A 25,727-nucleotide genomic window follows, 5' to 3' on the forward strand; every position below is an offset into this window, starting at 1 on the left:
AAAAGTTTTCTCCGCCGAGACGGAGAAAATTATGGAAAACGAAAGCCCTTCATCCCGCAGGAAGAAGGGACCGGTTTAGAAAAAGACGGAATCCCTCATCTTTCCGGCCGTGCCGGTCTGGAGTTAGCACCTTTCTGCCTTTGGCAGTGGTTGCTGAAGCATCACCGGGCCAGTCCCTCCGCTTCTCTCGATAAGGCAAATATTGTTGTCCGAAAACACTTTATATAAAATTACCTATAAAGTCAATAGGTATTGTAAAGTAAACGCTTTGGCTCAGTCAGGCCGCCGACGGGACGGCTTTCCGGCTCTTGGCCGTTACCGCAATGGCACACAGGAAGGCGGCTGCCATCAGGGTGCCGTCCAACAGAAGCGGGACGCCCCAGTTCCCCGAAGCATCCCGGAGAGCTCCGGAAACAACAGGCGAAAGGATTGCGCCGATTTCGGCGACCAGGTTCAGCATGCCGAACATGGAGCCACGCTGTGCTTCCGGTGCATGTTCCGATGCAAGCGCGTGGGCCACAGGCTGGAGAGCAAAGAAGAAGAGCCCTGAAGTGAACAGCAGCAGGGATAGGACAACCGGGTTGCTGTAACCGGCCATCACATATCCGGCGAAGGCAAATGTCAGGACTGCGACAATGCCGGTCTGAAGCGCAAGCACATTCCGGCGGCCATTCGGCCGGGATGCTGCCCGGTCCGAAATCATGCCCCCAAGCGGGAAACCGATGATGCCGGCCAGTCCGTTAAACGATGCAATCAGCGCAGCGGTGACGAGGGCGTTACTGCCGAAGTCCCTGACAATCGATACTGCCCAGAACCCGTAGAACCAAAGGTGCCACATGACCGGGATAAAGAACACGTACATGAGGAGAAGATTCCGGTTTTTCAGGATCGGTCCGATTTCTTCCTTTCTTCGCCGGTAGACGTACACAATCAGGATCGGGCAGAGTGCAGTCAGGAGAACGGCGATGCCGACATCGGAGACCCCGAATTTTGTGGCAAGCAGGTAAATGCCCATCACGATTACCAGGAAAACAGCGCTATAGCCGAATAGAGGGGGGAGCGCTTTGCGGTATTCCGCCTTGATGGCTGGTGATTGAGGATCCAGGTTGGCGGGAAGCTGCTTCGGTTTAAGGTAAATTGTGATCAGTACTCCTGATAATAGCGTGATGCTCCCGAGGACGAAAAACGGGACCCGCCATGCATGTTCGCCAAAATGAGGTTCCGCCCAGCTGAGCAGCAGTGGGACCCCAAGTGTCGCAACGGTCAATCCGACCGAGACCCCGGTAAGTGCAACTCCCATCCCCAGCCCGATTTTGTTTGGCGGGGAGTGGAAGGAGATGTAGGAACGGTCATTGGAATAAAAGACGCCTTCCCCAAGCCCGAGCAGCACACGCAGGAGGATGAAGGTGATGAGCCCGCCCGCGATGCCTGTGAGGAGCGTCGCAATGCCGGCCCAGAAAATACTCAGGACGATGATGGCGCGGTAGCCGAACCGGTCACCGAGATATCCGCCGGGGAACTGCATCAGCATGAATCCCGCAAAGAACAGGCTGCCGATCAGGCCGCCGATCGCATGGGGATTGTCCACGCCGGCAAAAAAGGCGACCTCATGCTCGATCATGTAGGTGATGAGCGGGCCGGTGGCCGTCCGGTCGATATATGAAACGAACCATCCGAGAAACAGCATGGTCCAGATGGTATGGTACTGCTTCCAGTTTCCAGATTTGATCATGTCGGTCACTCCGTCCGTTTAATTGGGTTGGAGCAAATGGCAAAAGCCCCGCAAAGCGCGGGGCTCCTCATTCCCATCGCTCTCATGTTCAGGCGAAATCACGCCTCCGGAATTGGCACCTTGCCGGAGTGGTTTCTCCGCGCGGTTGCCGGGCTTCAACGGGCCGGTCCCTCAGCCGCTCTTCATAAGAGTGTCATCTATTGGCGGTGCCTCTGTTCAGCAAACGATCAGTTGGTGTCTTTGCCCCAGATATCTTCTGCGATTTTCACGACGTGGCGGATCTTCGCCCATTGTTCGTCTTCCGTCAGGTTATTGCCTTCTTCCGTCGATGCGAATCCGCACTGGGGGCTGAGGGCGAGCTGCTCAAGCGGCAGATACTCGGACGCTTCCCGGATGCGGGCCTTGATGGCTTCTTCATCTTCCAGTTCCGGATGCTTGGACGTGACCAGTCCGAGAACAACGGTGAGGTCCGGGCGATTGACATGGCGAAGCGGTTCGAATCCTCCGGAACGCTCATCGTCAAACTCGAGGAACAGGCCGTCCACATCCAGGCCTCCAAAGATGATCTTGCCCGCATCCTCGTAGCTTCCGCTTGTGAAGAACGTCGAACGGAAGTTGCCTCGGCAGATGTGCATCGTGACCAGCAGGTCGTCCGGGCGATCCGCGATGGCCCCGTTAATGGCATCGGCGAACTGATGAATCAGCTGATCAGGGTCGGAACCTTCCGCCCTCAGCCGGTCGCGTTCTTCTTCCGTGAAGAAAGACGTCCAGGCTGTGTCGTCGATCTGCAAGTAGCGGCATCCGGCATCGTACAGGTCGCGGATCAGCGCGTGGTATGCCGGAATCACGTCACGGTAGAAATCTTCTTTCTTATCATAGAAATCCGTTTCCAGCACTGCACGGCCAAAAACAAGGTTCGGGCTAGGGATTGTGAACTTCACGGTTGTATCATCACCGGCAATTTCTTTCAGTTTCTTGAAATGGTCGATGAACGGATGGTTGCCGCTGTAGCCGATTTTCCCCGTGACTTTGATGCCGACGGGACGCACCTCAACGCCAGTGAACTTGCGCGTGCCGTTTTCGCCTTCACGGAACTCAATGCCGTCGAGCCCCGCAAGAAAGTCAAAGTGCCACCAGCTTCGGCGGAATTCCCCGTCCGTGACGCCGCGGAGGCCGTTCGCTTTCTGGGCTTCGACGAGCCGGCGGATCTCTTCGTCTTCGACACGTGTCAGCTCGTCTCGGGTAATCTCTCCCTGCTGGAACTTTGCGCGGGCTTCCTTCAGAGCAGCGGGGCGGAGGAAGCTCCCGACATGGTCGGCGCGAAATGGTGCACGGGTTTTTTTCTGTTCGTTGATGGATGTTGTCATTATGATTCCTTCTTTCTGTGGGTGATAGTCTATGATTCAGGGAAGCGATGTTCAGGCCTCAGGATCCCAGACGTCCTTGGCGATCTTGGCAACATGCCGGACCTTCGCCCATTGCTCTTCCTCGGTGAGGATGTTTCCTTCCTCAGTGGATGCGAACCCGCACTGCGGGCTGAGTGCGAGCTGACTGAGCGGCACATAAGTGGCCGCCTCGCGGATTCTTGCCTTGATCTGTTCTTCATCTTCAAGCTCAGGAAACTTCGAAGTGACGAGGCCGAGTACGATGGTCAGGTCCGGACGGTTGACGAAGCGGAGTGGTTCAAAACCTCCGGAGCGCTCGTCATCGAACTCGAGGAACAGGGCGTCGACGTTCAGTTTGCTGAAGATGACCTCTGAGGCACCTTCGTAGCTTCCGCTTGAAGCATAGGAAGAGCGGAAATTGCCTCGGCAAATGTGCATCGTCACCAGCAGGTCATCCGGCCGGCCATCGATGGCTCCATTGATCGCCTCTGCAAACTTGTGGACAAGCTGATCCGGGTCGGAACCGAAGACGCGTGCAAGCGCGCGGCTTTCTTCGGAGAAGAACAGCGACCATGCCGTGTCATCCAGCTGAAGGTAGCGGCATCCGGCATCATACAAGTCTTTGATGAATGCGCGGTAAGCCGGAATAAGGTCTTTATAGAAGTCTTCGCCGTTCTGATAAAGGTCGGTTTCGATTCCGCTATGGAAAAAGAGCATGTTTGGGCTCGGGATCGTATATTTCACTTTGACCCCTTCGCCTGCGATTTCCTGGAGCTTGCGGAAGTGGTCCAGGAATGGATGGTTTCCGGAATAGCCGATCTTGCCGGTCACCTTATAGCCGTGGGCTTTTGTTTTGACCCCGTTGAACGGGATGCCTTCGCCAGTTTCAGTGTACTCGATGCCGTCCAGGCCAAGAAGGAAGTCCATATGCCACCAGGTCCGGCGGAATTCCCCGTCCGTGACAGCGGTGAGCCCGTTTTCAAGTTGTGCACTGACGAGCTTTGTAATTTCTTCATCTTCCACACGGGTCAGTTCCTCACGGGGGATCAAGTCTTCTTTAAACTGCTCACGTGCTTTTTTCAGGCGTTCGGGGCGGAGGAAGCTGCCGACATGGTCGGCTTTGAAAGGTGTACGGACAGATTTTGTTTCCGGAAGATTGGCGGTCATCATGATTCCTCTTTTCGTTTGATTTTTTCGACTCAAACAGATGGCTGTCCGGCTTTGGCCAAGGCGACCTGGAAGGCCTGCTTCAGGTCATCGATGAGATCCTCTGCGTCCTCAATGCCGACGGACAGCCGAAGAAGCGTGCTGTCGATGCCGCGTCTCGTGCGTTCTTCAAGCGGGATGTCCGCGTGGGTCTGCGTGGAAGGGTAGGTGATAAAACTTTCGACGCCGCCGAGGCTTTCCGCAAACGCGATCAGGCGGAGTTCTTCAAGAAGCGGTGCGACGATGGCGGAATCCGCCGTCCTGAACGACAGCATCCCGCCCCGGCCGGGATAAAGGACCTCGGTCACTGCCGGCTCCGTTTCCAGGTAGGCGGCGATCTCTTTGGCATTGGCTTCATGTTGCTTCATGCGGAGCGGGAGTGTCTTCAGCCCCCGGATGACGAGCCATGAGTCGAACGGGGAGAGAACCGCCCCTTCCGCGTTGTGCTGGGCAGCAAGCTGTTCGCAAAGGGCTTCGCCTTTTGCCACGACAAGCCCGGCCAGCACATCATTGTGGCCGCCGATGTATTTGGTCGCGCTGTGGACGACGATATCCGCGCCCAGGGCGATCGGCTTTTGGAGGATCGGCGTGTAGAATGTGTTGTCGACGATCAGCAGGAGGCCGTGCTTTTTCGCGATCCCTGCATAGGCTTCGATGTCGATCTCCTGCAAAAGCGGGTTCGTGGGGGATTCGATGAAAAGCGCTTTTGTCGTGCCGGTGATCGCCCGTTCCACTTCATCGGGATTGCGGAACGTCAGGTAATCGACCGGAACCCCGTACTGCTTCCGGTAATGTTCCAACAGCCGGTACGTTCCGCCGTACAGGTCCTCGGGAGCCAGGATGCCGTCTCCCGGACGGAAAAGGGACAGCACGAGCCCGATTGCCGCCATGCCGGAACTGCAGGCAAACGCTGCGTCGCCCTCTTCCAGCTCCGCAAACCCTTCCTCAAGGAGGGAGCGGGTCGGATTCTTCGTGCGTGAATAGTCATAGCCGGTTGATTGCCCGAGCCCGGGATGCTCGTAGGCAGTGGACAGATGGAGCGGAGGATTCACCGCACCGGTCCGCGGGTCTTTCCGGTTGCCGAGTTGTGCCAAGAGAGTGGCTGTCTTTTTCGTAGTCATGGATTCGTCATCCTTTCAATGGTTGGGTCGGGAGGGTATAAAAAAGAGCCCTCCGAATAAGAAGAGGACTCTGCGGGTGAACAGATGATCTTCTTATCTTCCGGAACCTTGCAGGATCCGCTGGAAGTAGCACCTTTGCCTTGCGGCTGGTTGCTGAGACATCATAGGGCCAGTCCCTCCGTCTCTCTTGATAAGAATTGCCTGATTCAATTGTTTGAAAAAAGTGATTGCTCTCACTTTAGCACCCTTTCAGGCGGGCGGCAAGCCTTTTTTTGAAAATGAAAAATGTAAGCGATTCCTTTTCCGGGCGAGCAGTTTTGCGGATAGATCCGGACATTTCGTATATGATAACTTACGACATGAATACACAATTGCCGAAGGAGTGTCTGATCATATGCCGATTAAAGTGAAAGCAATCATCGGGAGCACCAGCTCCACTTCATATAACCTGAAAGTCGTCGAAGCCATGCGCAAACGATATGCGGACCGCCTGGAGATCATGCCGATCTTCATCAATGCCCTTGAGCCGTTTTCGATCGATAACGAAAACAATCCGTCTGAAGACGTTATCGACTTCAAGAAAGACGTGGCTGATTCGGATGCGGTGCTTTTTGCCGTGCCGGAATACAACTTCTCCATCCCGGGCCAGCTGAAAAATGCGATCGACTGGATGAGCCGGGGCGAACTCGTGCTGAACAATAAGCCGACATTCATCATCGGCGCGTCGATGGGCGTGCTCGGATCCGTCCGTGCCCAGCAGCATCTGCGCGAAATCCTGTCGAACCCGAACCTCGCTCCCGCGATTTTGCCGCAAAACGAAGTCTATATCGGGGCTGTCCATGAAAAGCTGGATGAAGCGGGCAACCTGACCGACGAAGGGACTGTCGCGTTCCTCGATATTGTCGTTGACAACTTCATCAAGTTTTACGAGAAGGAAAAAGCGGCTGCGGCTGCTAACTGACCATATCGTCCATCCGGCTTTGCCGGGTGGGCTTTTTCATTAGGGGTCCATGGCTGATTGCTTCCGGGCACTTGCGGGTAAACTATGGTTGAGAGATCAATGGAAGGAGCGATTGCCATGAACGATAAGAAAGACCGTGCGGGCAAGGCGGAAGACCAGGCGCTCGGACCGGACGGCAAAAATGACTTTACCGGCATGCCGGACAAGCAGATGCCGGACCTCGAGCCCGATCAGAGCCCGGAAGGACAGGTTGAACAGGCAGAACAAAGCATAAAGCGGGACAAGGGTGGGGAATAACCCATTCCGGTTCCCGAAATAGGGGGTAAACTCCCATGGGCCGCACGGCGATTGACACCGTGCGGCTTTTTATGTGCGCAAAACGGGCGAAATCATCGGAAGGCACCGATAGATTCGCCCGAGCTGGTGCTTGCTTTCCGAATACAGTGATAGAGCAAGGTGAAAAGGCCTTGCGAGAAAAAGCAGAGGAGGTGAGAAACATGGGAAAAGAACAACAACTGATGGCCATGATCAAGGACGAGATGCCAAGGATCATGTACAACATCGATGAGCAGATGGCCGTTGCAAAAGCAGCAGGCAATATGGAAGAAGTGCGGGAACTTCAGGCACTCCGCGCAGAATTTGCACAAACGGATATCAACGGGATCATTGACCGCCTGGTCTTCGATCTGGCCACCTTCACTCTGCCTGAGGCATCCATCATGGATGGACCTTACAGCTACGCGCCGCCTGTCATCTGGCCCAAAACCGATGCTGTTCTGGAGTGCTGCCTTGCAGCTGCATCAGCACCGGCTGCCGGCCAGACAAACGGCCAAGTCTACAATCCGTGCGGCTGTGGCCCAGGACCAGGCCCGGTTCCGACAGAGACATTCGACCTGAAAGCCTGCGGGTTCATCAACTGGTACCTCAAGCTTTGCCTCAACACAACACTGATCGGAAAATACGATGCCTGCGGCAGTACAAATTATCTGCCGTTCTCGGCTGCCGGCACGACTTGTGTCGACAACATTCTTTGCAGGAATGTAACAGACCTGGCAAGATGTCCGGAAATGGATCTGTGCAAAGTCCGTTCCATTGCGATCCGATGCAAGACTTGCCCGATTGCGCAATTGGCAGTCGACAACAAAAAGGTGGTCACGTACCTGATCATCTTCTTCCTGCCGCCGTGTGAAGCCCCGGCAAACGGAGCCCTGTGATGCAGCAACCGGAAAAGGAGGAGCCTTCCCGAAAAGGGGGGCTCCTTTGTTTTATTTTCGGCCGATACCACTCGGCGACGGACTGGATCCGCCGCTGATTGTGTCGGGTGATGGCGGGGTATAGTCATGTTACTATATAGTTAGTGTAAATTCTGAACTTGGAAGAAGGGATTCTGATGTCGACAAAATACGCAGACGACAGTCTGATGCTCCATACCGACTTGTATCAGATCAACATGGCCGAGACGTACTGGGCGGACGGCGTCCATGAGCGGCGCGCGGTTTTCGATCTGTATTTCCGCAAGTTGCCGTTCGGAAACGGTTATGCGGTGTTTGCCGGGCTGGAACGGGTATTGGAATATTTAAAGGGGTTCCGCTTCACGGAGAGCGATCTGGCTTATCTCCGGGATAATGTGGGCTACCGCGATGATTTCCTGTCGTATCTGGCAGATCTGCGCTTTACCGGGGATGTGTATTCCATGGTCGAGGGGGAGCTGGTTTTCAGCAATGAGCCGATCATCCGGATCGAGGCGCCGCTGATCCAGGCGCAGCTGGTCGAGACAGCTGTTCTGAATATCGTGAACTACCAGACGCTCATCGCGACAAAGGCAAGCCGCATCAAGCAAGTCGTGAAAGACGATGTCGTCATGGAGTTCGGCTCGCGCCGCGCACAAGAGATGGATGCGGCGATCTGGGGTGCCCGTGCTGCCGTGATCGGCGGTGTCGAGGCGACGAGCAATGTCCGGGCGGGCAAGCTGTTCGGCATTCCTGTCGCCGGAACGCATGCCCACTCGATGGTGCAGGCCTATGAGAGCGAGTATGAGGCGTTCCATGCGTATGCGCGCAGGCACAAAGATTGCGTGTTCCTTGTCGATACGTACGACACGATCAAGATCGGCGTGCCGACAGCCATCCGGGTGGCGAAGGAACTCGGGGATAAAATCAATTTTATCGGCATCCGCCTCGACAGCGGGGACATCGCCTATCTGTCGAAGGAATCCCGCCGCATGCTGGATGAGGCCGGCTTCCCGGATGCAAAGATCATCGTCTCGAATGACCTCGATGAGTACACGATCATGAACCTGCAGATGCAGGGGGCGAAGGTGGATCAGTGGGGAATCGGCACGAAGCTGATCACCGCCTATGACCAGCCGGCGCTCGGTGCGGTGTACAAGCTCGTCGCAATCGAAAACGACAAAGGCGTGATGGAGGACCGGATCAAGATTTCCTCGACCGCCGAAAAAGTGACGACACCCGGCGTCAAGAAAGTGTACCGGATCATCGACCGGGAAAACGGCCGGGCGGAAGGCGACTACATCACGATGTGGGACGAAAAGCCGGAAGAGGAAGAGCGCATAAAAATGTTCCACCCGGTCCATACGTTCATCTCAAAGTTCGTGACTAACTTCGAGGCGATTAACCTTCATCAGCAAGTTGTCCGCGAAGGGAAGATCATCTACGATCTGCCGGAACTTCCGGAAATCGCGGAGTTTGCCCGCGGACAGCTTGGCCTGCTTTGGGACGAGTACAAGCGCTCGCTCAACCCGGAGGAATACCCGGTTGACCTCAGCCAGAAGTGCTGGGACAACAAGATGCGGAACATCCACGAGGTCCAGGACCGCATCCGCGAGTTCCAGGCGAACGGAGCGGAAGGCTGACCCCTGCCTGAGTTAAAGGAGGAAGAAACACCATGACACTGCAGGAAGAGATTATCAGAGAACTGAAAGTAAAGCCCGAGATCGACCCGCGGGAAGAAATCCGCGTGTCGGTTGATTTCATGAAAGACTATGCGCGCGCCCATCCGTTCCTCGAAGGGTTCGTGCTCGGCATCTCCGGCGGCCAGGACTCAACGCTCGCCGGCAAGCTTGCCCAGATGGCGGTGGATGAGCTGAACGAAGAGGAGAACACCGACCGGTATAAGTTCCATGCGATCCGCCTGCCGTACGGCGAGCAATTCGACGAAAAGGATGTCGATGACGCCATGGCGTTCATCTCACCGTCCGAATCGTATCGGGTTAACATCAAGCCTGCGGTCGATGCAAGCGCGGCAGCATTGGCAGAAGCCGGAGTGCCCCTTTCCGACTATGTGAAGGGGAATGAAAAGGCACGCGAACGGATGAAGGCACAGTTCGCAGTTGCCGCAATGAAAAAGGCGGTCGTCATCGGAACCGACCACGGGGCGGAAGCGATCACCGGCTTCTACACGAAATTCGGCGACGGAGCGGCCGACATCATGCCGATCTTCCGTCTGAACAAGCGGCAGGGTCGGGCGTTGCTGAAGGAACTCGGATGTCCGGAGCATCTTTACAACAAGGTTCCGACCGCCGATCTCGAGGAGGACCGCCCGGCCATCCCGGACGAAGTCGCCCTCGGCCTGACGTATGATGACATCGACGATTACCTGGAAGGCAAAAAGATTTCTCCGGAAGCGCAGGAGAAACTGGAAGATTACTACATGAAGTCGCGCCACAAGCGCCACCTTCCGATTACCGTCTATGACGACTTCTGGAGAAACTGATGATTGAGGACAAACCCGCCTGGCTGGCCGCCGGCGGGTTTAGTTAATTGCCAAGAAGCGGGAACCTGGCCAAAGGGCTCCGGGTTTCGTCATTCGGGCTCCCGGTCTCGTCATTCGTCCGCGCAGTTTCGTCATTCGTGCTCCCGGTCTCGTCATTCACCCGCCCGCTTGCGTCACTCGCCCATCCAATGCCCCATCCATGGCATCCTCCTTTGGAACCTCCTCAGATTGACCCATGACCTGCCTTCCACTAAACTGAAAACAGACTAATAAATTTCCAGCAGACCGGCCGGAAAACCGGATAAAGACAGGGGGAACCCGATAGTGGAGGAACACCGAAAACTGCTTAAAGTCATTGAAAATATCGAACAAGTGATGATCGGGAAACGTGAGGTGGCGGAGCTGAGTGTGGTCGCCCTGCTCGCGGGAGGGCATGTGCTGCTTGAAGACGTTCCGGGCGTCGGGAAGACGATGATGGTGCGGGCGCTGGCACGGTCCGTCGGGGCCGATTTCAAGCGGATCCAGTTTACCCCGGACTTGTTGCCGTCTGATGTGATCGGCGTCTCGATCTATAATCCGAAGGAGATGGAGTTCCAGTTCCGTCCGGGCCCGATCATGGGAAATATCGTGCTTGCGGATGAAATCAACCGGACATCGCCGAAAACACAGTCTGCTCTTCTGGAAGGGATGGAAGAAGCTTCCGTCACGGTCGATGGCCGTACACTGTCGCTTCCGGATCCGTTTTTCGTCATGGCGACACAGAACCCGATAGAGCATGAAGGCACTTATCCGTTGCCGGAGGCGCAGCTGGACCGGTTCCTTCTGAAAGTGAAGATGGGCTATCCCGTCCGCGAAGATGAAGTGGAAGTGCTTCGCCGCGCAGAAAAGCAGCCGCCGATCGATCGGATTGAGGCGGTCATCACGCTTGATGAGCTGCGGGATATCCGCATCCGGGCAGCCGAGGTGCCGGTCGATGACACCGTAAAGGGTTATATCGTTGATCTTGCCGAAAGCACCCGGAAAAGCCCGGATATCCGGCTCGGCGTGAGCCCGCGCGGCTCGATCGCGCTCATGCGCGCGGCGCGTGCGCTCGCATTCCTGAAAGGGCGCGAGTATGTATTGCCGGATGATGTCCAGCATCTTGCGCCCTATGTATTCAGCCACAGGATGATCCTGCAGCCGGAAGTCCGCTACGAGGGGATCGACGCAGAAGAATTGGTGGAGCGCATCATCACAAGAACGAAAGTACCGGTCCGGAGAGCCGGCACGCGATGAAGCCGTTTCTCCGCAAGGCGGGTCCGCTGTTCCGCCTCATCGGGATCATTGCCGTCCTTGCCGGGGCGTTTGCCTACGCCCGGTTCCAGGGAGGCGCCGTCAGCTGGACGGTGTTTTATATGGTGTTGCCATTCGGACTTTACGGAATCCTTCTGTACATTTATCCGCTTCGGGCGGTCACCGCGGAGCGGGAAGTGGGCCGCAGGGAGATTCCGTACGGCAGCCCCCTCAGGTCGACCGTCCGGCTCGGCCGGCGGTTTATGTTCCCGCTTCTCTACATCTCCGTGAAAGAGGTTACCGGAAGCGCGACACAGATCCCGATGCCTTCGACACTGTTTGTTTGGGGATTCCGCAGACAGAAGGAATGGTCCTATGAAACAGAACCGCTAAGGCGCGGGGAGCATGTGCTGGAAGGGATCGAAATTGAAGCGGCGGACTTTTTCGGATGGATGAGGAAACGCCGGTTCATCCCGCTCCGCCAGACCATCACCGTCCTGCCGAAGGTGACCGACATGCAGGAGGTCCCCTCCGCCGCATCCGAAGAGCGGGGCAGCGCGGCGGCCTCATTCGCTTCGGTGAAGGAATCGTCAGTCGCGACCGGGATCCGCGACTATCAGCCGGGAGACCGGCTGTCCAGGATCCACTGGCCGGCGTTCGCCAGGACAGGCGAGCTCCACTCGAAAGAGCTTGAGGACAGGCGGGCTCAGGACCTTCTGCTCGTCCTGGACGGATCGCCGTCCCCGCAGTTTGAAGAACAGGTCGGATTTGCGGCGTCCATACTGAAAAAGTCGGTTGAAACGCGCTCGGCCGCCGGCTTCCTGAGCCTCGGGGAGTCGGGTATCGCGATCCCGCGGGTGGAAGGGCCGGACAGCCTGCGGGCGGCGATGCTTCACCTGGCGCGGTTCAGCCCAACGCCAGCCGGCGGGTACCTGCCGCCGGCTGGCAGCCGATCGCTTGCCGCGGCCCGCACGATGACCGTCATAACGGGTCCGCTCACGGAGGCGTGGGTGTCCGCGTTTCTCCGTGAAGCCCGGCAGGCATCGGGCGGCATCCTCTTTTCCGTCATCGGAAAAGGAGAGTACCCGGGACGTGGTGCCCTTGAAGCCGCGCGTGCAGCCATTGCCGCCGGATTTGACGTGCGGTTTGTCACGGAGCGGGAATTCGGGGATCCGGAAAGAGGAGGGGTGCGCAGATGAACCAGAAAGCGGTCGACCGGATATTTCTTGGCCTCATTTATGTTCTGGTGGTCCTCCTCGTCAGGGAGTGGCTCCTCCCGATCATCGAACTGACCGGGGCGGGCCACCTGGCACTCTTTGTTGTCTTCGTCGGCCTCTGTTTTGCCTTCCCGCTTTTCGGGGTGCCCTGGTGGGTCTCGGGGCCGGTGAAGCTGATCTATGCCGTCTGGTTTGTGGCGCATGCCCATATGGACGGACCGGCGACCCCTGCTGCGACGGTGTCCTTTTTCCTGGGAGACTTATTCAAGAATGCCGGGCTTCTCGTCACGGGCGAGCTCGGAAGAATCACCGACCCGTTCCGGACGGTGCTGTTTCTTGCGCTCTTATGGATGGCGTCCTACCTGATCCAGTATTGGATCAACCTGAAAATGTCGGTCCTCATTTTCTACGGGATGACCGTCGTCTTTATCACGGTACTGGACACATTCAGCCCGTACAGCGCGGATGCGGCGATTCTCCGCATCCTGGTGATCGGCTTCCTGCTGCTCGGGCTCACGTTCCTCGCGAAGCTGGCGGATGGCCAGAAAAAGCGTCCGGGCCTGCCGGCGTTCCTGCTGATGACGATCCCGCTGCTTGTGCTGGTCACGGCGGCGGGCGCAGTGAGCCAGTTCCTGCCAAAGTCCGACCCTGCCTGGCCGGACCCGGTTCCGTTTATCAAGTCGTTTGCCGAAGGGGCTGGAGACGGCCTCGGCCGCGATGCCGGAAAGATCGGGTACGGCGAGGACGACTCGATGCTCGGCGGGCCGTTTGTCGGAGACGATACGGTCGTCTTCGAGGCAACGGCGGAGCGGGGCCAATACTGGAAAGTCGAGACGAAAGACACGTACACGTCGCGCGGCTGGATTCATTCCTCGGAAGAGCAGGAACTGCATCCAGTCGGGGAAAGGCGGCCGATCGACGAGCCGCTGCTTGCCGGTACGACCCGCGGGGAGGATACGGCGACGCTTTCGATGCAGCTGGACTTTGAATTCATCGTCCGGCCGTACGGGGCGATTGCACCCTCAGGACCTGAAGGCACCGAGTTCCTGCAGGAAGCCGGCACGGGAAAAGTCATTCCATTCGTGAACAACGCCCCTGCCGTGCTGGACGCGTACAGCGTGACTTATGATGAGCCGGCATACAGCCTGACCGCCCTTCGGAACACGTCGCCGGACACGCTTCCGGAAGGGGAGTTCGACCCGTATCTGCAGCTGCCGGACGGGCTTCCGCAGCGCGTTCATGACCTCGCTCTTGAAATCACGGGCAGGGAAGAGACGTTATACGAAAAAGCCCGGGCGGTCGAGCAGTACTTCAGGCAAAACGGTTTCGTCTATGACCAGGCAAATGTGGCTGCTCCGGGAGCCGGAGAGGATTTCACCGACCATTTCCTGTTCGAGACGAAGCGCGGATACTGCGACCACTTCTCGACATCGATGGTCGTCCTTCTCCGCTCGGCCGGCGTGCCGGCCCGCTGGGTCAAAGGATTCAATGAAGGCGAGGAAGTCGGCCGCACGGATGCCGGCCGACAGTTTGAAGTGACGAACAACAACGCCCACTCCTGGGTGGAAGCGTACATGCCGGGTGTCGGCTGGATGCCGTTCGAGCCAACCATCGGTTTTGACGGCGCAGGCGGCATCGACTACGACCTCGATCTGGATGAAATGACCGAACAGGAAACACAGGAGATGGAAGAGTCAGCCAAGCCGGAGGAGCCTGAAGAGGATGAAGCTCCGGCCGTATCCAAGGGGGACGGATTCTGGAAATCCCTCGGGGACCGGATCGCGGAAAACAGCCGCGCAATCTACATCGGGCTTGCCGTGCTTGCGGCGGCGGCGTTTGCCGCGTTCCTGCTGCGGGACAAATGGCTGCCTAGAGTGATGGTCGCCCGGTTCCGAAAACAGGAGCTTGACCGTGAAGGATTCGAGCGGGCGTATGGCCGGCTGCTCGGAAGGCTCCGGCACTACGGACTTCCGAAGGAGGATGGCAAGACGCTGTCCGCCTTTGCGCGCGAAGTGGATGCGCACTTTGGCGGAACGGACATGAGGCGGCTAACCGAAGCGTACGAAGCGGTCGTCTATGGCGGGCGGGACGCCGTCCGGCAAGAGCAGGCGGTACGGGAAAGTTGGGAAAATTTAATCAACAGGACCATCGGTTGATTTTCTGGGCGGCAAGGGGTAAACTGACTAAAAATCGGATAGACCGGGTCGCCCTCATATAAGTCCGGAAATATGGTCCGGATGTCTCTACCAGGCCGCCGTAAATGGCCTGTCTATGAAGGCGGATGCTAGACGTGCGTGCACGGGGCATCCGCTTTTTGGATGGAGATGAGAACGCGCGGAAGCTTTTTCTGCGCTTTTTTATTTTGACCCGGTCTTACAGAAAAAGGTGGAATACACGTGTCTGCAGAATCCCTCTTGCTGGAACAGGAAAAGATTGTCGTCCTTGATTTCGGCAGCCAGTACAATCAGCTCATCACCCGCCGCATCCGTGAGTTCGGTGTCTACTCCGAGCTTCACCCGCACACCGTCACCGCAGAAGACATCAAAGGAATGAACGCGGCCGGCATCATCTTCTCCGGCGGTCCGAACTCGGTCTATGGCGAAACGGCCTTCACCGTTGACCCGGCTATCTTCGACCTCGGCATTCCGGTGCTCGGCATCTGCTACGGCATGCAGCTCATGGCCCATCACTTCGGCGGCAAGGTGGAGAGGTCGTCCCGCCGCGAGTACGGCAAAGCGGAAATGAACATTAAAGAAGGCGCTAGCCTGTTCGAAGACCAGCCGTCCGACCAGGTCGTCTGGATGAGCCATGGTGACCATGTCACGGCGGTTCCGGAAGGCTTCACGACGGTCGCGACCAGCCCGAGCTGTGCGATCGCTGCGATGGAAAACCCTTCCCTCGGCATGTACGCGGTCCAGTACCACCCGGAAGTCCGCCACTCCGTCAACGGCAACGACCTGCTCCGCCACTTCGTCTTCGGCATCTGCAAGGCGGAAGGCGGCTGGACGATCGGCAACTTCATCGAATTGGAGATCGAAAAGATCCGCCAGGAAGTCGGCGACAAGCAGGTTCTCTGCGCACTGAGCGGCGGAGTGGATTCCTCCGTTGTCGCAGCCCTCATCCACCGTGCGATCGGCGACCAGCTGACGTGCATGTTCGTGGACCACGGCCTGCTGCGCAAAGGCGAAGCGGACAGCGTCATGGAGACGTTCGTCGGCAAGTTCGATATGAAAGTGATCAAGATCGATGCGCAGGAACGCTTCCTTTCGAAGCTGGCAGGCGTATCGGATCCGGAGAAAAAGCGCAAGATCATCGGTAATGAATTCATCTACGTGTTTGACGAGGAAGCAGCCAAGCTGAAGGATATGGACTTCCTGGCGCAGGGCACGCTCTACACGGACATCATCGAATCGGGCACAGCGACCGCCCAGACGATCAAGTCGCACCACAACGTCGGCGGCCTGCCGGAAGACATGACGTTTAAGCTGATCGAGCCGCTGAACACGCTCTTCAAGGATGAAGTGCGGGCACTCGGTTCGGAACTCGGACTTCCAGATGAAATCGTCTGGCGCCAGCCGTTCCCGGGACCGGGCCTCGGTATCCGCGTCCTCGGCGAAATCACCGAAGAGAAGCTGGAGATCGTCCGTGAATCCGACTTCATCCTGCGCGAAGAAATTGCAAAAGCCGGCCTCGACCGTGATATCTGGCAATACTTCACCGTGCTCCCGGACATCCGCAGCGTCGGCGTCATGGGCGACGAGCGCACGTACGACTATGCGATCGGCATCCGCGCCGTCACCTCGATCGACGGCATGACCTCCGACTGGGCGCGCATCCCTTGGGACGTGCTCGAGAAGATCAGCACGCGCCTCGTGAACGAAGTGGACCACATCAACCGCGTCCTCTACGATGTCACGAGCAAGCCGCCTGCGACGATTGAGTGGGAATAACTACGGATTTGTAAATGGATAAAAATTACAATCTGGTCTACCTCTGTTAGTATAAGATAGCTGTTTACTTGGAATTATTTTATTAGAAAATAAAGGGACTCTCTTTCTTCGCATTATTTGTGAAAATAGGGGGTCTTTTTTATAACTGGAAAGTGATACGCCGCTTTACTCAGGATTATAGGCAGAACTTCGATATGCAATGGAATTGACTTTTATAATCTTGTTTGGTTACTGGGCACTGTGGTACCCAAATGCAGCTAAGTATCTAAGGGGATTAGAGCATGGATTTAACTTGGGATCTTTAGTCCTTTGAACGCGCTTTTGCACTAAAAGTGGAAAATTCAAATATTCTTATGTAGGTAATAAGAGGGGATTTGGTATACTAGACTTATTTAATGACTATACCAATTCACTCAAGGATATCCATAATTTAATGGCTATTTCCTAAATGTCTTAGTCTTAGATAGAGAACATCACCATAGAGGCATAAGCAATTTATTAGTTATTATATGTTAATAACTGAAAATCAGATATTTTAATGTGTTATTCGAAAGTTAAGGTGGTGTGATATTCGTGTCCGTAATATCAAATGGTTATAATAAGCTGTATAAAGAAAGTAAAGATGTGTCAATTGAAAACGTGAATATCTATGTGGATTTAGATACAAAAACGGGAATAATTAAATTGAAAAGTATCATGGTGTTTTTGTTTTTATTTCTATTTTTTGAATCCATATTAAACTTGTTTATGCCTTTGCATTTTAATTTAATTTCCCTTCCTCAATCATGGAATTATAATTTTAGTTTATGGAAATTAATTTTGACTGCCTTTGTAATTAAATCATCTAATTTCTCTATTAATACATTTTATAGCTTATAGAATTGTGAAAAGAGATAAAAACAATAAAATTCTTTCGTTTAAAGAAAGATGGATTTTACTTTGCTTGATCATAGAAATTAATTTTTCGAACTTGGTTAAGGAATTAGGATTAACAAAAGTAATGATATATTTTATCTTCTCGCCAGACTATTTATATGCCATATTATACAAAGTCAAACTTAAAAATGAAGTTGGTATTTCTTGTGTTTGGGGGGAATTTAGGGATAAGAATAAAAGAGGCGTAATGGAATGGGATAGAATTAAGATTGAAAGAAAATTTTTTGTGGAATATTCAAATTGGCTAAATGTTTGTATTATTATTGCTGTTACGTTTTTAATAGTGGGGATATGGGGTTTCCACGGATTTATTGTAGATATTGTTTTTTATTTCTTGTTAATTAGGTTGTTTTCTCGTTCAATTGAAATTGTTTACGCATACTATAAGGATGTTGTTAGAGTAGATTCAATAATATTTAATAAATATACAAATAACGGGATACACACTATTTATATAAACAATTGGAAATCCTCTGCTATAAGAAAGCCAGCAAGAATATCTCTTGCTTGTTATACGCTTTTTGAAATGATTTTAACTTTTGCATTATTGTATTACTTTGTTGCATCTATTGCCCCGAGTAGCCAACTACCAGTAGAATGTGATTCTTTGTATTGGGAATTTTTCATCTATAGTTTTTCAATTAATATTTTTAATTTTTCTTATACTACATATACTTTACCGATTTGGGGTATTTTGCATGTTTTTCAAGTCTTTATTGGTGTTGTATTAATTGTTTTGTCTCTCGCACGCTATCTAGGTTTAAGTGATGAAATTACAAATCGAGATGAAAGATTCTTTATTGAGATTGAGAAAAGGAAGTCATGCTTATAACTTCATCATGGGGGTGGGAGGTTTTGGAGCAATTTTTTCGTGTTATATCTACATCTGAATTTAGTGCAACCATTGCGATTCTTTCGGTGTTATTAACAATAGGTTTTTTTTCATTCCAAGAGGTAAGACAAAAAAAGCACAGTACAAAAGAAACAATTCGCTTAACAGAAGAGCTAGTGAATCTTATCATTCGTAATTCAGTAAACCGAGATCTTAACATATCGAATGTTAATTTAACTTATATGCTTGAGGGAATGATGTATTCGAAGGATTTCAACTTAAGGCATAATACAGAACAAATTCTTAAAATGGTGTATGCTAAAGTTTATGAAAACGAACATATAAGTATGGAGATAAGACCTAGTTTATTATCTGAAATTGAAGATAGAATTAATTATTTAACGTACGAAGAAGTTGACTTACCTAATAATGGTGATAAGAGAAGCGTATGGTCATTGTCTATTTCGGTTGTAACAGCAGCGACTGTATCATTAATTCCATCATGGATTATTGGATATGTAGAACCTGGTAAGGGTACAGTCAGTAACGTTTTATTGTTGCTTGTAGTATTAGTATTTATTGTGATTATTCCTTTGATAATTATAAAAATAGTACAGCCAATAGTAAGAAATTATAAGAATGCAAAAGAGAGTTCAACTTTAACGACTAATAGTAGTCAAATAAATGTGAACACTGTCCCGGCTATAATAAATAACACTCATAGTTTTTCTTCTCCTGATAAGGAAATAGAATTTACTAGTTTTGTTGAAGATGCACCAGCTTTGCTAGAGGTTTTTAAACAGCGGTTTATACTAGAAAATTTAATTAATGAATTATTAAGAAACACTGATAAAGATGTTCAAAAGAATTACTCTCCAATTAAGGCATTAATGATCTTACGGGATAACAAGACTATCGATAGGGATTTATATGCAAACTTAAGGGATCTATTAAGGTTCGCCAATTCTGTTATACACGAGGGTCTAAGTGAACATATGAAACCCGCCTATATTGAGGGAATTATAAAGAGCATGAAATTAGAAGCGGTTAAACTTAAAGAAATAATTGATAGTACCTCTAGTGAATAAAACCGCTTAGATTTGTTTGAAAACTTGCTTTGTATAAAGTTTTTTGTTTTTCGTTATTTAACATAATACAAGGGTTGATTGAAGCATTATTATTCTTTGGGTACTCACATTTCAAGCCTGATATAGGCGACAGGCACAATACTTTCTGCAGAGCGAGACCTGTCTCGCAGAGAAGAACAGCTATTGACACCGAGCCTCTGCCCGAAGCTGGACGGAAGAAAAGCGGAGGGCCCCAGGTCAAATTGAAAGTTGTTAGAAAACGAACATTACCCTGTTAATATTGGGTAATGTTCGTTTTTGTCTTGCCTATCTATCATTATTCCGCTATACTCTCTTTATCATCAAACATAATTTCACCCGTCGTATAATCCCGGAGATAGGGTCCGGAAGTTTCTACCGAGCCGCCGTAAATGGCTCGACTACGATCGGGGGCGTGCTTCTTTGTATTTTCTTCAGTTGGGCGCGCCTCCTTTCCGGAAGGGCATGCGACACAATATTGTGGCATGCCTTTTCCTATTTTCCGGGACGGCGGACAAAAATAGGAGGCACTCATGAAAAACTATTTCAACTTCGATGAGCTCGGCACGAACTACCGCCGCGAGATCATCGGCGGCCTGACGACGTTCCTGTCGATGGCGTACATCCTTGTCGTCAACCCGCTCACGCTGTCGCTCGAGTCCGTACCGGACCTTCCGGCGGATATGCGGATGGATGCGGGAGCGGTCTTCGTTGCCACTGCGCTCGCGGCAGCCGTCGGTTCCCTGTTTATGGGGCTGATCGCGAAATATCCGATCGGTCTCGCGCCCGGGATGGGGCTGAATGCGTTCTTCGCCTACACCGTCATCCTCACGTACGGCATTCCATGGCAGACGGCGCTCACCGGCGTCCTGTTCTCGGGAATCATTTTTATCCTCCTGTCACTGTCGGGTCTGCGTGAAAAAATCATCAATGCCATCCCGTCTCAGCTGAAGTTCGCGGTCGGAGCAGGGATCGGGCTGTTCATTGCTTTCCTCGGCTTCCAGAATGCCGGCATCATCGCGAACAATGACGCGACACTCACCGGTCTCGGCGATCTGTCGCAGCCGGCGACTCTCCTTGCCATCTTCGGCCTGATCCTGACAGTCGGCCTCATGGTGCTGAATGTAAAGGGCGCCATTTTCTTCGGAATGCTGATCACCGCGGTTGTCGGCATGATTTTCAAAGTCGTCCCGCTTCCTGACGGGGTTGTCGGAGCCATTCCGGATGTGAGCCCGACTTTCGGTGCTGCATTCCAGCCGCTCATGAACGATCCGGCTTCACTCGTAACGATTCAATTCCTCGTTGTCGTCCTGACGTTCCTGTTCGTCGACTTCTTCGATACGGCGGGGACCCTCATTGCTGTCGCCCAGAAGGCCGGGCTCATGAAAGGCGACAAGTTGCCGCGTGCCGGCAAGGCGCTTCTTGCCGACTCCCTCGCAACGGTGACCGGCGCCATCTTCGGCACCTCGACGACAACTTCCTACGTCGAGTCGACCGCAGGGGTGGCGGCTGGTGCCCGGACCGGGTTTGCAGCCGTCGTCACCGGCGTCATGTTCCTCGTCTCGCTGCTGTTTTATCCGCTCTTGTCAGTCATTACATCGGCAGTCACGGCGCCGGCCCTTATCATTGTCGGCGTGCTGATGGTGTCGGCGCTCGGCCATATCGAATGGAACCGGTTCGAGATCGCCGTTCCGGCATTCCTCACGGTGATCATGATGCCGCTCGGTTACTCGATCGCCACGGGGATCGCGATCGGCTTCATTTTCTACCCGATCACGATGATCCTGGCGGGCCGCCGCAAAGAGATTCACCCGATCATGTACGGCCTGTTCCTGATCTTTGTTGCGTATTTCGTCTTTGTTCAGGGCAGATGATCAATACCGCTCCTTCCGTCAAACGGCGGGGAGCGGTTTTTTGATTTACTCCCTTGTCCGGGAAGGGCAGTTCCGATAACATTGGGGGCAACGGCATAGAGCGGGAAAGGGTGATTGGAAATGACGATGGTGCTGATCATCTTTGCGATCAACGTCGTCTACGTGACGTTCTTCACGGTACGGATGATTTTGACACTGAAAGGCTACCGTTATGCGGCGGCCGGGCTCAGCATGGTGGAAATTGTGATTTATGTCGTCGGGCTCGGGCTCGTTCTGGACAACCTGAATGAAATCCAGAACTTGATCGCCTACGCGGTCGGCTATGGAACAGGTGTTATAATCGGCTCGATCATCGAAGAAAAGCTGGCCCTCGGCTATGTGATGGTCAATGTCATCACGGAAGACATCGAGCGCAAAATGGTCCGGGTGATCCGCGAGAACGGCTATGGCATCACCGACTGGGAAGCGAACGGGCGTGACGGAGCGCGGCACGCGATGCAGATCCTGACCCCGAAGCGCTATGAACTCAAGCTCTACATGCTGATCAAGGAACTCGATCCGAAAGCATTCATCATTACATATGAAGCCCGGAACATCCATGGCGGCTTTTGGGTCAGGCAGGTACGGAGAGGAAAATTATTCAAATGAGCAAAAAAACCGTGTGGTTCGAAGTGCAGGAAGGCGAGACAATCGAGCAGTGCCTGGAACGGATGCAAAAAGAAGGCTACATGGCCGCCGGCCGCAAAGAAGAACCGGTTTTCGAAGAGCGGAACGGAAAACCCGTCCCCATCCGCCAGCGCATCCGATTCAAAGGTGTGCGTATAGAAGAATCCTAAGCTTATCCCGGTGAAGCGCCGGGATTTTTTGATTGAAATCCGAGAATTCCCTTTGATGTCATATGAAGTAAGGGGACAGCGCTTTCATGCAGAATGCCGAATAAATACGAACGATCTATGACGTTCTAAAATTTATTGTTCGGTTATTGCGTTGACTTCAATAAAAACCACTGTTAAAATAAAACACGTTAAGAACATTCCCCATATATCCCGAGGAATCGGCCTCGGAGTCTCTACCCCGGCACCGGAATGCCGGGACTATGCGGGAAAGCGGATTTCAGGACTCGGAATGGAAGGTGTGCGACGCATGGAAATGATCATGACGCTACCGACTTATCTGAACATGTTCAGGTCCCGGATCGACTGCTTTCCTCCTATTGAATAGGAAGCAGTCTATTCGGGGCTTTTATTTATTGGCGGCAAACTGCCGGAAGGAGCGATTGCAATGGACGTGAAAGTGGGCGTCATCATGGGAAGCAAAAGCGACTGGGAAACGATGAAGAAAGCATGCGATATCCTGGACGAACTGGGAGTCGGATACGAGAAGAAGGTCGTCTCCGCGCACCGAACGCCGGATGAAATGTTCACCTATGCGGAACGGGCACATGAGCGGGGAATCGAAGTCATCATCGCGGGGGCGGGGGGCGCAGCCCACCTGCCGGGAATGGTCGCCGCAAAAACTCTCGTGCCGGTCATCGGCGTTCCGGTCAAGTCGCGCGCGCTGAGTGGCATGGACTCGCTCCTGTCGATCGTCCAGATGCCGGGCGGCGTCCCGGTCGCGACGATGGCAATCGGCGACTCCGGCGCTACAAACGCCGGCCTATTTGCGGCTCAGATGCTCGCAGTGCAGGACGAAGCGCTCCGCGGACGCATCCAAGAGCGGCGCAGCCGGCTCGCAGAGCAATCTATTGAAAGCACAGGTGATCTCGTATGACCATGATTCTTCCCGGACAGACGATCGGCATCATCGGCGGCGGGCAGCTCGGCCGCATGATGGCCCTTTCCGCCAAGGAGGCCGGCTTCCGCGTCGCAGTGCTTGACCCGGCGGAAGACTCTCCGACAGGCCAGGTGGCCGATGTGAAAATCGTCGCCCCATACGACGACGAAGAAGCGCTCGACCGCCTTGCGGAAGTGAGCGACGTCATCACCTTTGAATTTGAGAATATCGACTACGAAGGGCTCAAGCGGCTGACCGGGAAAGCCTACGTCCCGCAGGGCGCGGAAATCATCCGCATCACCCAGGACCGGATCGCGGAAAAAGCGGCGATCCACGATGCGGGCGCACCGGTCGCTCCCTATGTGGAAGCCCGGACATTTGAAGAGCTGAAGGAACGCATCGGAGAGATCGGCTTCCCGTGCGTCGTAAAGACCGCGCGTGGCGGTTACGACGGCAAGGGGCAGGTCATCCTGAAAGAGGAATCCGAACTTGCCGGAGCGGAAGAGCTGTTCGCTCATTCCGCATGCGTGGCCGAGAAGTTCATCCCATTCAAAATGGAAATCTCGGTCATCATCCAGCGCGGAACAAACGGCGAATCCCGCTGCCTGCCGGTTCAGGAGAACATCCACAAAAACCATATCCTGCACGAGACGATCGTCCCGGCACGGATCGCGGATGCTACGGCTGAGGCCGCCATCACAGCGGCCGGGCAGATCGCCGACCACCTGGACCTGATCGGGACGCTGGCGGTCGAGATGTTCGTCCTCGAAGACGGCAGCATCCTCATCAATGAGCTTGCGCCGCGCCCGCACAACTCGGGCCACTATTCGATCGAGGCATGCACGATCTCCCAGTTTGGCCAGCACATCCGCGCCATCTGCGGATGGCCGCTCCGCACGCCGGAGCTCCACCGCCCGGCAGTCATGGTGAACCTGCTCGGCCAGCACGTCGCGCCGGTCCTCGATGCCATCCCTGAACAGCCGGACTGGTCGATTCACCTGTACGGCAAGGCCGGGGCCAAGCACAACCGCAAGATGGGCCATGTGACCATCCTTGCAGATGATAATGAAGAAACGCTTCGCCGGATCGACGAAAGCGGAATCTGGCGCTAATGGAGGCAAAAACCGAATGATCGAACGCTATACACGCCCCGAAATGGGCAATGTCTGGAAGGAAGAAAACAAATACAATGCGTGGCTGGAAGTCGAAATCCTCGCATGCGAAGCATGGGCGGAGCTTGGCGATATCCCGAAGGAAGACGTGAAAAAACTCCGGGAAAACGCCTCGTTCGACGTAGCGCGAATCGCGGAGATCGAGAATGAAACCCGCCACGATGTCGTCGCCTTTACCCGCGCGGTATCCGAAACGCTTGGGGAAGAGCGCAAATGGGTCCATTACGGCCTCACGTCAACGGACGTCGTCGACACGGCGCTCTCGTATCTCATCAAGCAGGCAAACGAAATCATCCGGAAAGACCTGCACAACTTCATCGACATCCTCGCTGCGAAGGCGAAAGAGCATAAGTACACCGTGATGATGGGCCGCACGCACGGCGTGCACGCGGAGCCGACGACATTCGGCCTGAAGATGGCCCTTTGGTACGAAGAAATGAAGCGGAATCTTGAGCGCTTCGAAGCGGCGGCTGCCGTGATCGAGACGGGCAAGATGTCCGGCGCGGTCGGCACATTCGCCAACATTCCGCCGTTCGTCGAGGAGTATGTGTGCGAGCGGCTCGGCCTCGCGCCGGCGCCGGTGTCCACACAGACCCTCCAGCGTGACCGCCACGCCCAGTACATCTCGACACTTGCACTGATCGCGACATCGATCGAGAAGTTCGCAGTCGAGATTCGCGGCCTTCAGAAATCGGAAACGCGCGAAGTCGAGGAATTCTTCGCGAAGGGCCAGAAAGGCTCGTCCGCAATGCCGCACAAGCGCAACCCGATCGGCTCCGAGAACATGACCGGCCTGTCCCGCCTGATGCGCGGCTACATGGTCACCGCCTTCGAAAACGTCGCCCTCTGGCATGAACGCGACATTTCGCACTCGAGCGCGGAGCGTGTCATCATCCCGGACGCCACGATCACGCTGAACTACATGCTGAACCGCTTCGGCAACATCGTGAAGAACCTCACCGTCTTCCCGGAAAACATGAAGCGCAATATGGACCGCACGCTCGGGCTCATCTACTCCCAGCGCGTCCTTCTGTCGCTCATCGACAAAGGCATGGCACGAGAAGCAGCCTACGACACCGTCCAGCCGCTCGCGATGCAAGCCTGGGAAGAACAGGTTCCATTCCGGGACCTCGTCGAATCCGACCCGGTCATCTCCGAAAAACTGACCAAAGAAGAACTCGACGACGCCTTCGACTACAACCACCACCTCCAGCGCATCGACGACATCTTCGAACGCTGCGGACTGAATGACTGACAGAGAGTAACCCGATGGACGGCAATACATTTTCTTGAAATTGATTAAACGCAGCGCAGGGCTCGAAGACTCCTGCGGGAAAAGCGGGACAGCCGAGACCCCGCAGGCGGGACGCCGAGGAGGCTTGGCGCCCGCCCGCGGAAAGCGAAGAGCCCGGAGCGGAGTATCTCCGCACTTCATCTAAACCACCACACACTCACCAA

At 54.2% G+C, this 25,727-nt stretch carries 21 protein-coding genes and 6 riboswitches; of the genes, 17 read left to right on the forward strand and 4 right to left on the reverse strand.

Features of this window, described 5'->3' with window-relative positions; all coding sequences use genetic code 11:
* Positions 1-92: 92 nt before the first annotated feature.
* Positions 93-197: riboswitch (SAM riboswitch) on the reverse strand.
* 80 nt (positions 198-277) lie between these two features.
* The 4 genes from KHA84_RS11490 to KHA84_RS11505 form a co-directional block, all read right to left on the reverse strand.
* Entirely contained in the window at positions 278-1,732 is a 1,455-nt protein-coding gene (locus KHA84_RS11490; protein ID WP_213423661.1) for an MFS transporter, read from the reverse strand.
* Between the two features lie 79 nt (positions 1,733-1,811).
* Positions 1,812-1,923: riboswitch (SAM riboswitch) on the reverse strand.
* Between the two features lie 36 nt (positions 1,924-1,959).
* Positions 1,960-3,099, reverse strand: a complete 1,140-nt coding sequence (locus KHA84_RS11495; RefSeq protein WP_213423662.1) for a 5-methyltetrahydropteroyltriglutamate--homocysteine S-methyltransferase — start codon at positions 3,097-3,099, stop codon at positions 1,960-1,962.
* 51 nt (positions 3,100-3,150) lie between these two features.
* On the reverse strand, positions 3,151-4,284 hold the full coding sequence (locus KHA84_RS11500) for a 5-methyltetrahydropteroyltriglutamate--homocysteine S-methyltransferase (protein ID WP_213423663.1): 1,134 nt from the start codon (positions 4,282-4,284) through the stop codon (positions 3,151-3,153).
* 32 nt (positions 4,285-4,316) lie between these two features.
* Complete coding sequence (locus KHA84_RS11505; RefSeq protein ID WP_213423664.1) at positions 4,317-5,444, reverse strand: methionine biosynthesis PLP-dependent protein; 1,128 nt, start codon at positions 5,442-5,444, stop codon at positions 4,317-4,319.
* 90 nt (positions 5,445-5,534) lie between these two features.
* A riboswitch (SAM riboswitch) is annotated at positions 5,535-5,641 on the reverse strand.
* 197 nt (positions 5,642-5,838) lie between these two features.
* Between KHA84_RS11505 and KHA84_RS11510 the strand changes: the two genes are divergently transcribed.
* The 17 genes from KHA84_RS11510 (at position 5,839) to purB (ending at position 25,524) form a co-directional block, all read left to right on the forward strand.
* Positions 5,839-6,405, forward strand: a complete 567-nt coding sequence (locus tag KHA84_RS11510; protein WP_213423665.1) for an NADPH-dependent FMN reductase — start codon at positions 5,839-5,841, stop codon at positions 6,403-6,405.
* Positions 6,406-6,522: 117 nt separating this feature from the next.
* Positions 6,523-6,702 carry a hypothetical protein gene (locus KHA84_RS11515; RefSeq protein ID WP_213423666.1) on the forward strand — a complete coding sequence of 60 codons (180 nt, stop codon included), beginning with the start codon at positions 6,523-6,525 and terminating at the stop codon, positions 6,700-6,702.
* Positions 6,703-6,902: 200 nt separating this feature from the next.
* On the forward strand, positions 6,903-7,619 hold the full coding sequence (locus KHA84_RS11520) for a hypothetical protein (protein WP_213423667.1): 717 nt from the start codon (positions 6,903-6,905) through the stop codon (positions 7,617-7,619).
* 176 nt (positions 7,620-7,795) lie between these two features.
* Entirely contained in the window at positions 7,796-9,277 is a 1,482-nt protein-coding gene (locus KHA84_RS11525; protein WP_213423668.1) for a nicotinate phosphoribosyltransferase, read from the forward strand.
* A 32-nt stretch (positions 9,278-9,309) separates the two neighbouring features.
* Positions 9,310-10,137, forward strand: a complete 828-nt coding sequence (gene nadE / locus KHA84_RS11530) for an ammonia-dependent NAD(+) synthetase (RefSeq protein WP_213423669.1) — start codon at positions 9,310-9,312, stop codon at positions 10,135-10,137.
* A gap of 375 nt (positions 10,138-10,512) precedes the next feature.
* The gene (locus KHA84_RS11535; RefSeq protein ID WP_213423810.1) at positions 10,513-11,412 is read left to right on the forward strand and encodes an AAA family ATPase; all 900 of its coding nucleotides are present in this window, start codon (positions 10,513-10,515) and stop codon (positions 11,410-11,412) included.
* Complete coding sequence (locus KHA84_RS11540) at positions 11,409-12,608, forward strand: DUF58 domain-containing protein (RefSeq protein WP_213423670.1); 1,200 nt, start codon at positions 11,409-11,411, stop codon at positions 12,606-12,608. The genes KHA84_RS11535 and KHA84_RS11540 overlap by 4 nt, the downstream gene beginning before the upstream one ends.
* Positions 12,605-14,782: a DUF4129 domain-containing transglutaminase family protein gene (locus KHA84_RS11545; protein ID WP_213423671.1), complete on the forward strand. Its 2,178-nt coding sequence runs from the start codon at positions 12,605-12,607 to the stop codon at positions 14,780-14,782. The genes KHA84_RS11540 and KHA84_RS11545 overlap by 4 nt, the downstream gene beginning before the upstream one ends.
* 34 nt (positions 14,783-14,816) lie before the next feature.
* A riboswitch (purine riboswitch) is annotated at positions 14,817-14,918 on the forward strand.
* A gap of 104 nt (positions 14,919-15,022) precedes the next feature.
* Positions 15,023-16,576: a glutamine-hydrolyzing GMP synthase gene (guaA, locus tag KHA84_RS11550; protein ID WP_213423672.1), complete on the forward strand. Its 1,554-nt coding sequence runs from the start codon at positions 15,023-15,025 to the stop codon at positions 16,574-16,576.
* 883 nt (positions 16,577-17,459) lie between these two features.
* A complete protein-coding gene (locus KHA84_RS11555) occupies positions 17,460-18,344 on the forward strand; it encodes a hypothetical protein (protein WP_213423673.1) in 885 nt (294 codons plus the stop codon).
* Positions 18,345-18,367: 23 nt separating this feature from the next.
* Positions 18,368-19,432 carry a hypothetical protein gene (locus KHA84_RS11560; RefSeq protein WP_213423674.1) on the forward strand — a complete coding sequence of 355 codons (1,065 nt, stop codon included), beginning with the start codon at positions 18,368-18,370 and terminating at the stop codon, positions 19,430-19,432.
* 340 nt (positions 19,433-19,772) lie between these two features.
* Positions 19,773-19,874: riboswitch (purine riboswitch) on the forward strand.
* Between the two features lie 109 nt (positions 19,875-19,983).
* The gene (locus KHA84_RS11565; protein ID WP_213423675.1) at positions 19,984-21,324 is read left to right on the forward strand and encodes an NCS2 family permease; all 1,341 of its coding nucleotides are present in this window, start codon (positions 19,984-19,986) and stop codon (positions 21,322-21,324) included.
* A gap of 120 nt (positions 21,325-21,444) precedes the next feature.
* Positions 21,445-21,972, forward strand: a complete 528-nt coding sequence (locus KHA84_RS11570) for a DUF2179 domain-containing protein (RefSeq protein ID WP_213423676.1) — start codon at positions 21,445-21,447, stop codon at positions 21,970-21,972.
* A complete protein-coding gene (locus tag KHA84_RS11575) occupies positions 21,969-22,160 on the forward strand; it encodes an NETI motif-containing protein (RefSeq protein ID WP_092095499.1) in 192 nt (63 codons plus the stop codon). The genes KHA84_RS11570 and KHA84_RS11575 overlap by 4 nt, the downstream gene beginning before the upstream one ends.
* Before the next feature lie 181 nt (positions 22,161-22,341).
* A riboswitch (purine riboswitch) is annotated at positions 22,342-22,441 on the forward strand.
* 164 nt (positions 22,442-22,605) lie between these two features.
* Entirely contained in the window at positions 22,606-23,094 is a 489-nt protein-coding gene (purE, locus tag KHA84_RS11580) for a 5-(carboxyamino)imidazole ribonucleotide mutase (protein WP_213423677.1), read from the forward strand.
* Positions 23,091-24,209, forward strand: a complete 1,119-nt coding sequence (gene purK, locus KHA84_RS11585; protein ID WP_213423678.1) for a 5-(carboxyamino)imidazole ribonucleotide synthase — start codon at positions 23,091-23,093, stop codon at positions 24,207-24,209. Before purE ends, purK begins: the two co-directional genes overlap by 4 nt.
* Positions 24,210-24,225: 16 nt before the next feature.
* Positions 24,226-25,524, forward strand: coding sequence for an adenylosuccinate lyase (purB, locus tag KHA84_RS11590; protein ID WP_213423679.1), 1,299 nt, complete (start codon positions 24,226-24,228; stop codon positions 25,522-25,524).
* The last annotated feature ends 203 nt before the right edge of the window (positions 25,525-25,727 follow it).

The sequence above is a fragment of the Bhargavaea massiliensis genome (assembly GCF_018390575.1).
Taxonomy (GTDB): domain Bacteria; phylum Bacillota; class Bacilli; order Bacillales_A; family Planococcaceae; genus Bhargavaea; species Bhargavaea massiliensis.

Excerpts from the sequence above, each read along its gene's own strand:
- KHA84_RS11515 (WP_213423666.1), top strand. The coding sequence starts at position 6,523 with ATGAACGATAAGAAAGACCGTGCGGGCAAGGCGGAAGACCAGGCGCTC.
- KHA84_RS11520 (WP_213423667.1), top strand. The coding sequence starts at position 6,903 with ATGGGAAAAGAACAACAACTGATGGCCATGATCAAGGACGAGATGCCA.
- purK (WP_213423678.1), top strand. The coding sequence starts at position 23,091 with ATGACCATGATTCTTCCCGGACAGACGATCGGCATCATCGGCGGCGGG.
- KHA84_RS11510 (WP_213423665.1), top strand. The coding sequence starts at position 5,839 with ATGCCGATTAAAGTGAAAGCAATCATCGGGAGCACCAGCTCCACTTCA.
- KHA84_RS11565 (WP_213423675.1), top strand. The coding sequence starts at position 19,984 with ATGAAAAACTATTTCAACTTCGATGAGCTCGGCACGAACTACCGCCGC.
- KHA84_RS11525 (WP_213423668.1), top strand. The coding sequence starts at position 7,796 with ATGTCGACAAAATACGCAGACGACAGTCTGATGCTCCATACCGACTTG.
- purB (WP_213423679.1), top strand. The coding sequence starts at position 24,226 with ATGATCGAACGCTATACACGCCCCGAAATGGGCAATGTCTGGAAGGAA.
- KHA84_RS11570 (WP_213423676.1), top strand. The coding sequence starts at position 21,445 with ATGACGATGGTGCTGATCATCTTTGCGATCAACGTCGTCTACGTGACG.
- KHA84_RS11545 (WP_213423671.1), top strand. The coding sequence starts at position 12,605 with ATGAACCAGAAAGCGGTCGACCGGATATTTCTTGGCCTCATTTATGTT.
- purE (WP_213423677.1), top strand. The coding sequence starts at position 22,606 with ATGGACGTGAAAGTGGGCGTCATCATGGGAAGCAAAAGCGACTGGGAA.
- KHA84_RS11500 (WP_213423663.1), bottom strand. The coding sequence starts at position 4,284 with ATGACCGCCAATCTTCCGGAAACAAAATCTGTCCGTACACCTTTCAAA.
- nadE (WP_213423669.1), top strand. The coding sequence starts at position 9,310 with ATGACACTGCAGGAAGAGATTATCAGAGAACTGAAAGTAAAGCCCGAG.
- KHA84_RS11535 (WP_213423810.1), top strand. The coding sequence starts at position 10,513 with ATGATCGGGAAACGTGAGGTGGCGGAGCTGAGTGTGGTCGCCCTGCTC.
- KHA84_RS11505 (WP_213423664.1), bottom strand. The coding sequence starts at position 5,444 with ATGACTACGAAAAAGACAGCCACTCTCTTGGCACAACTCGGCAACCGG.
- KHA84_RS11540 (WP_213423670.1), top strand. The coding sequence starts at position 11,409 with ATGAAGCCGTTTCTCCGCAAGGCGGGTCCGCTGTTCCGCCTCATCGGG.
- KHA84_RS11490 (WP_213423661.1), bottom strand. The coding sequence starts at position 1,732 with ATGATCAAATCTGGAAACTGGAAGCAGTACCATACCATCTGGACCATG.
- KHA84_RS11575 (WP_092095499.1), top strand. The coding sequence starts at position 21,969 with ATGAGCAAAAAAACCGTGTGGTTCGAAGTGCAGGAAGGCGAGACAATC.
- KHA84_RS11495 (WP_213423662.1), bottom strand. The coding sequence starts at position 3,099 with ATGACAACATCCATCAACGAACAGAAAAAAACCCGTGCACCATTTCGC.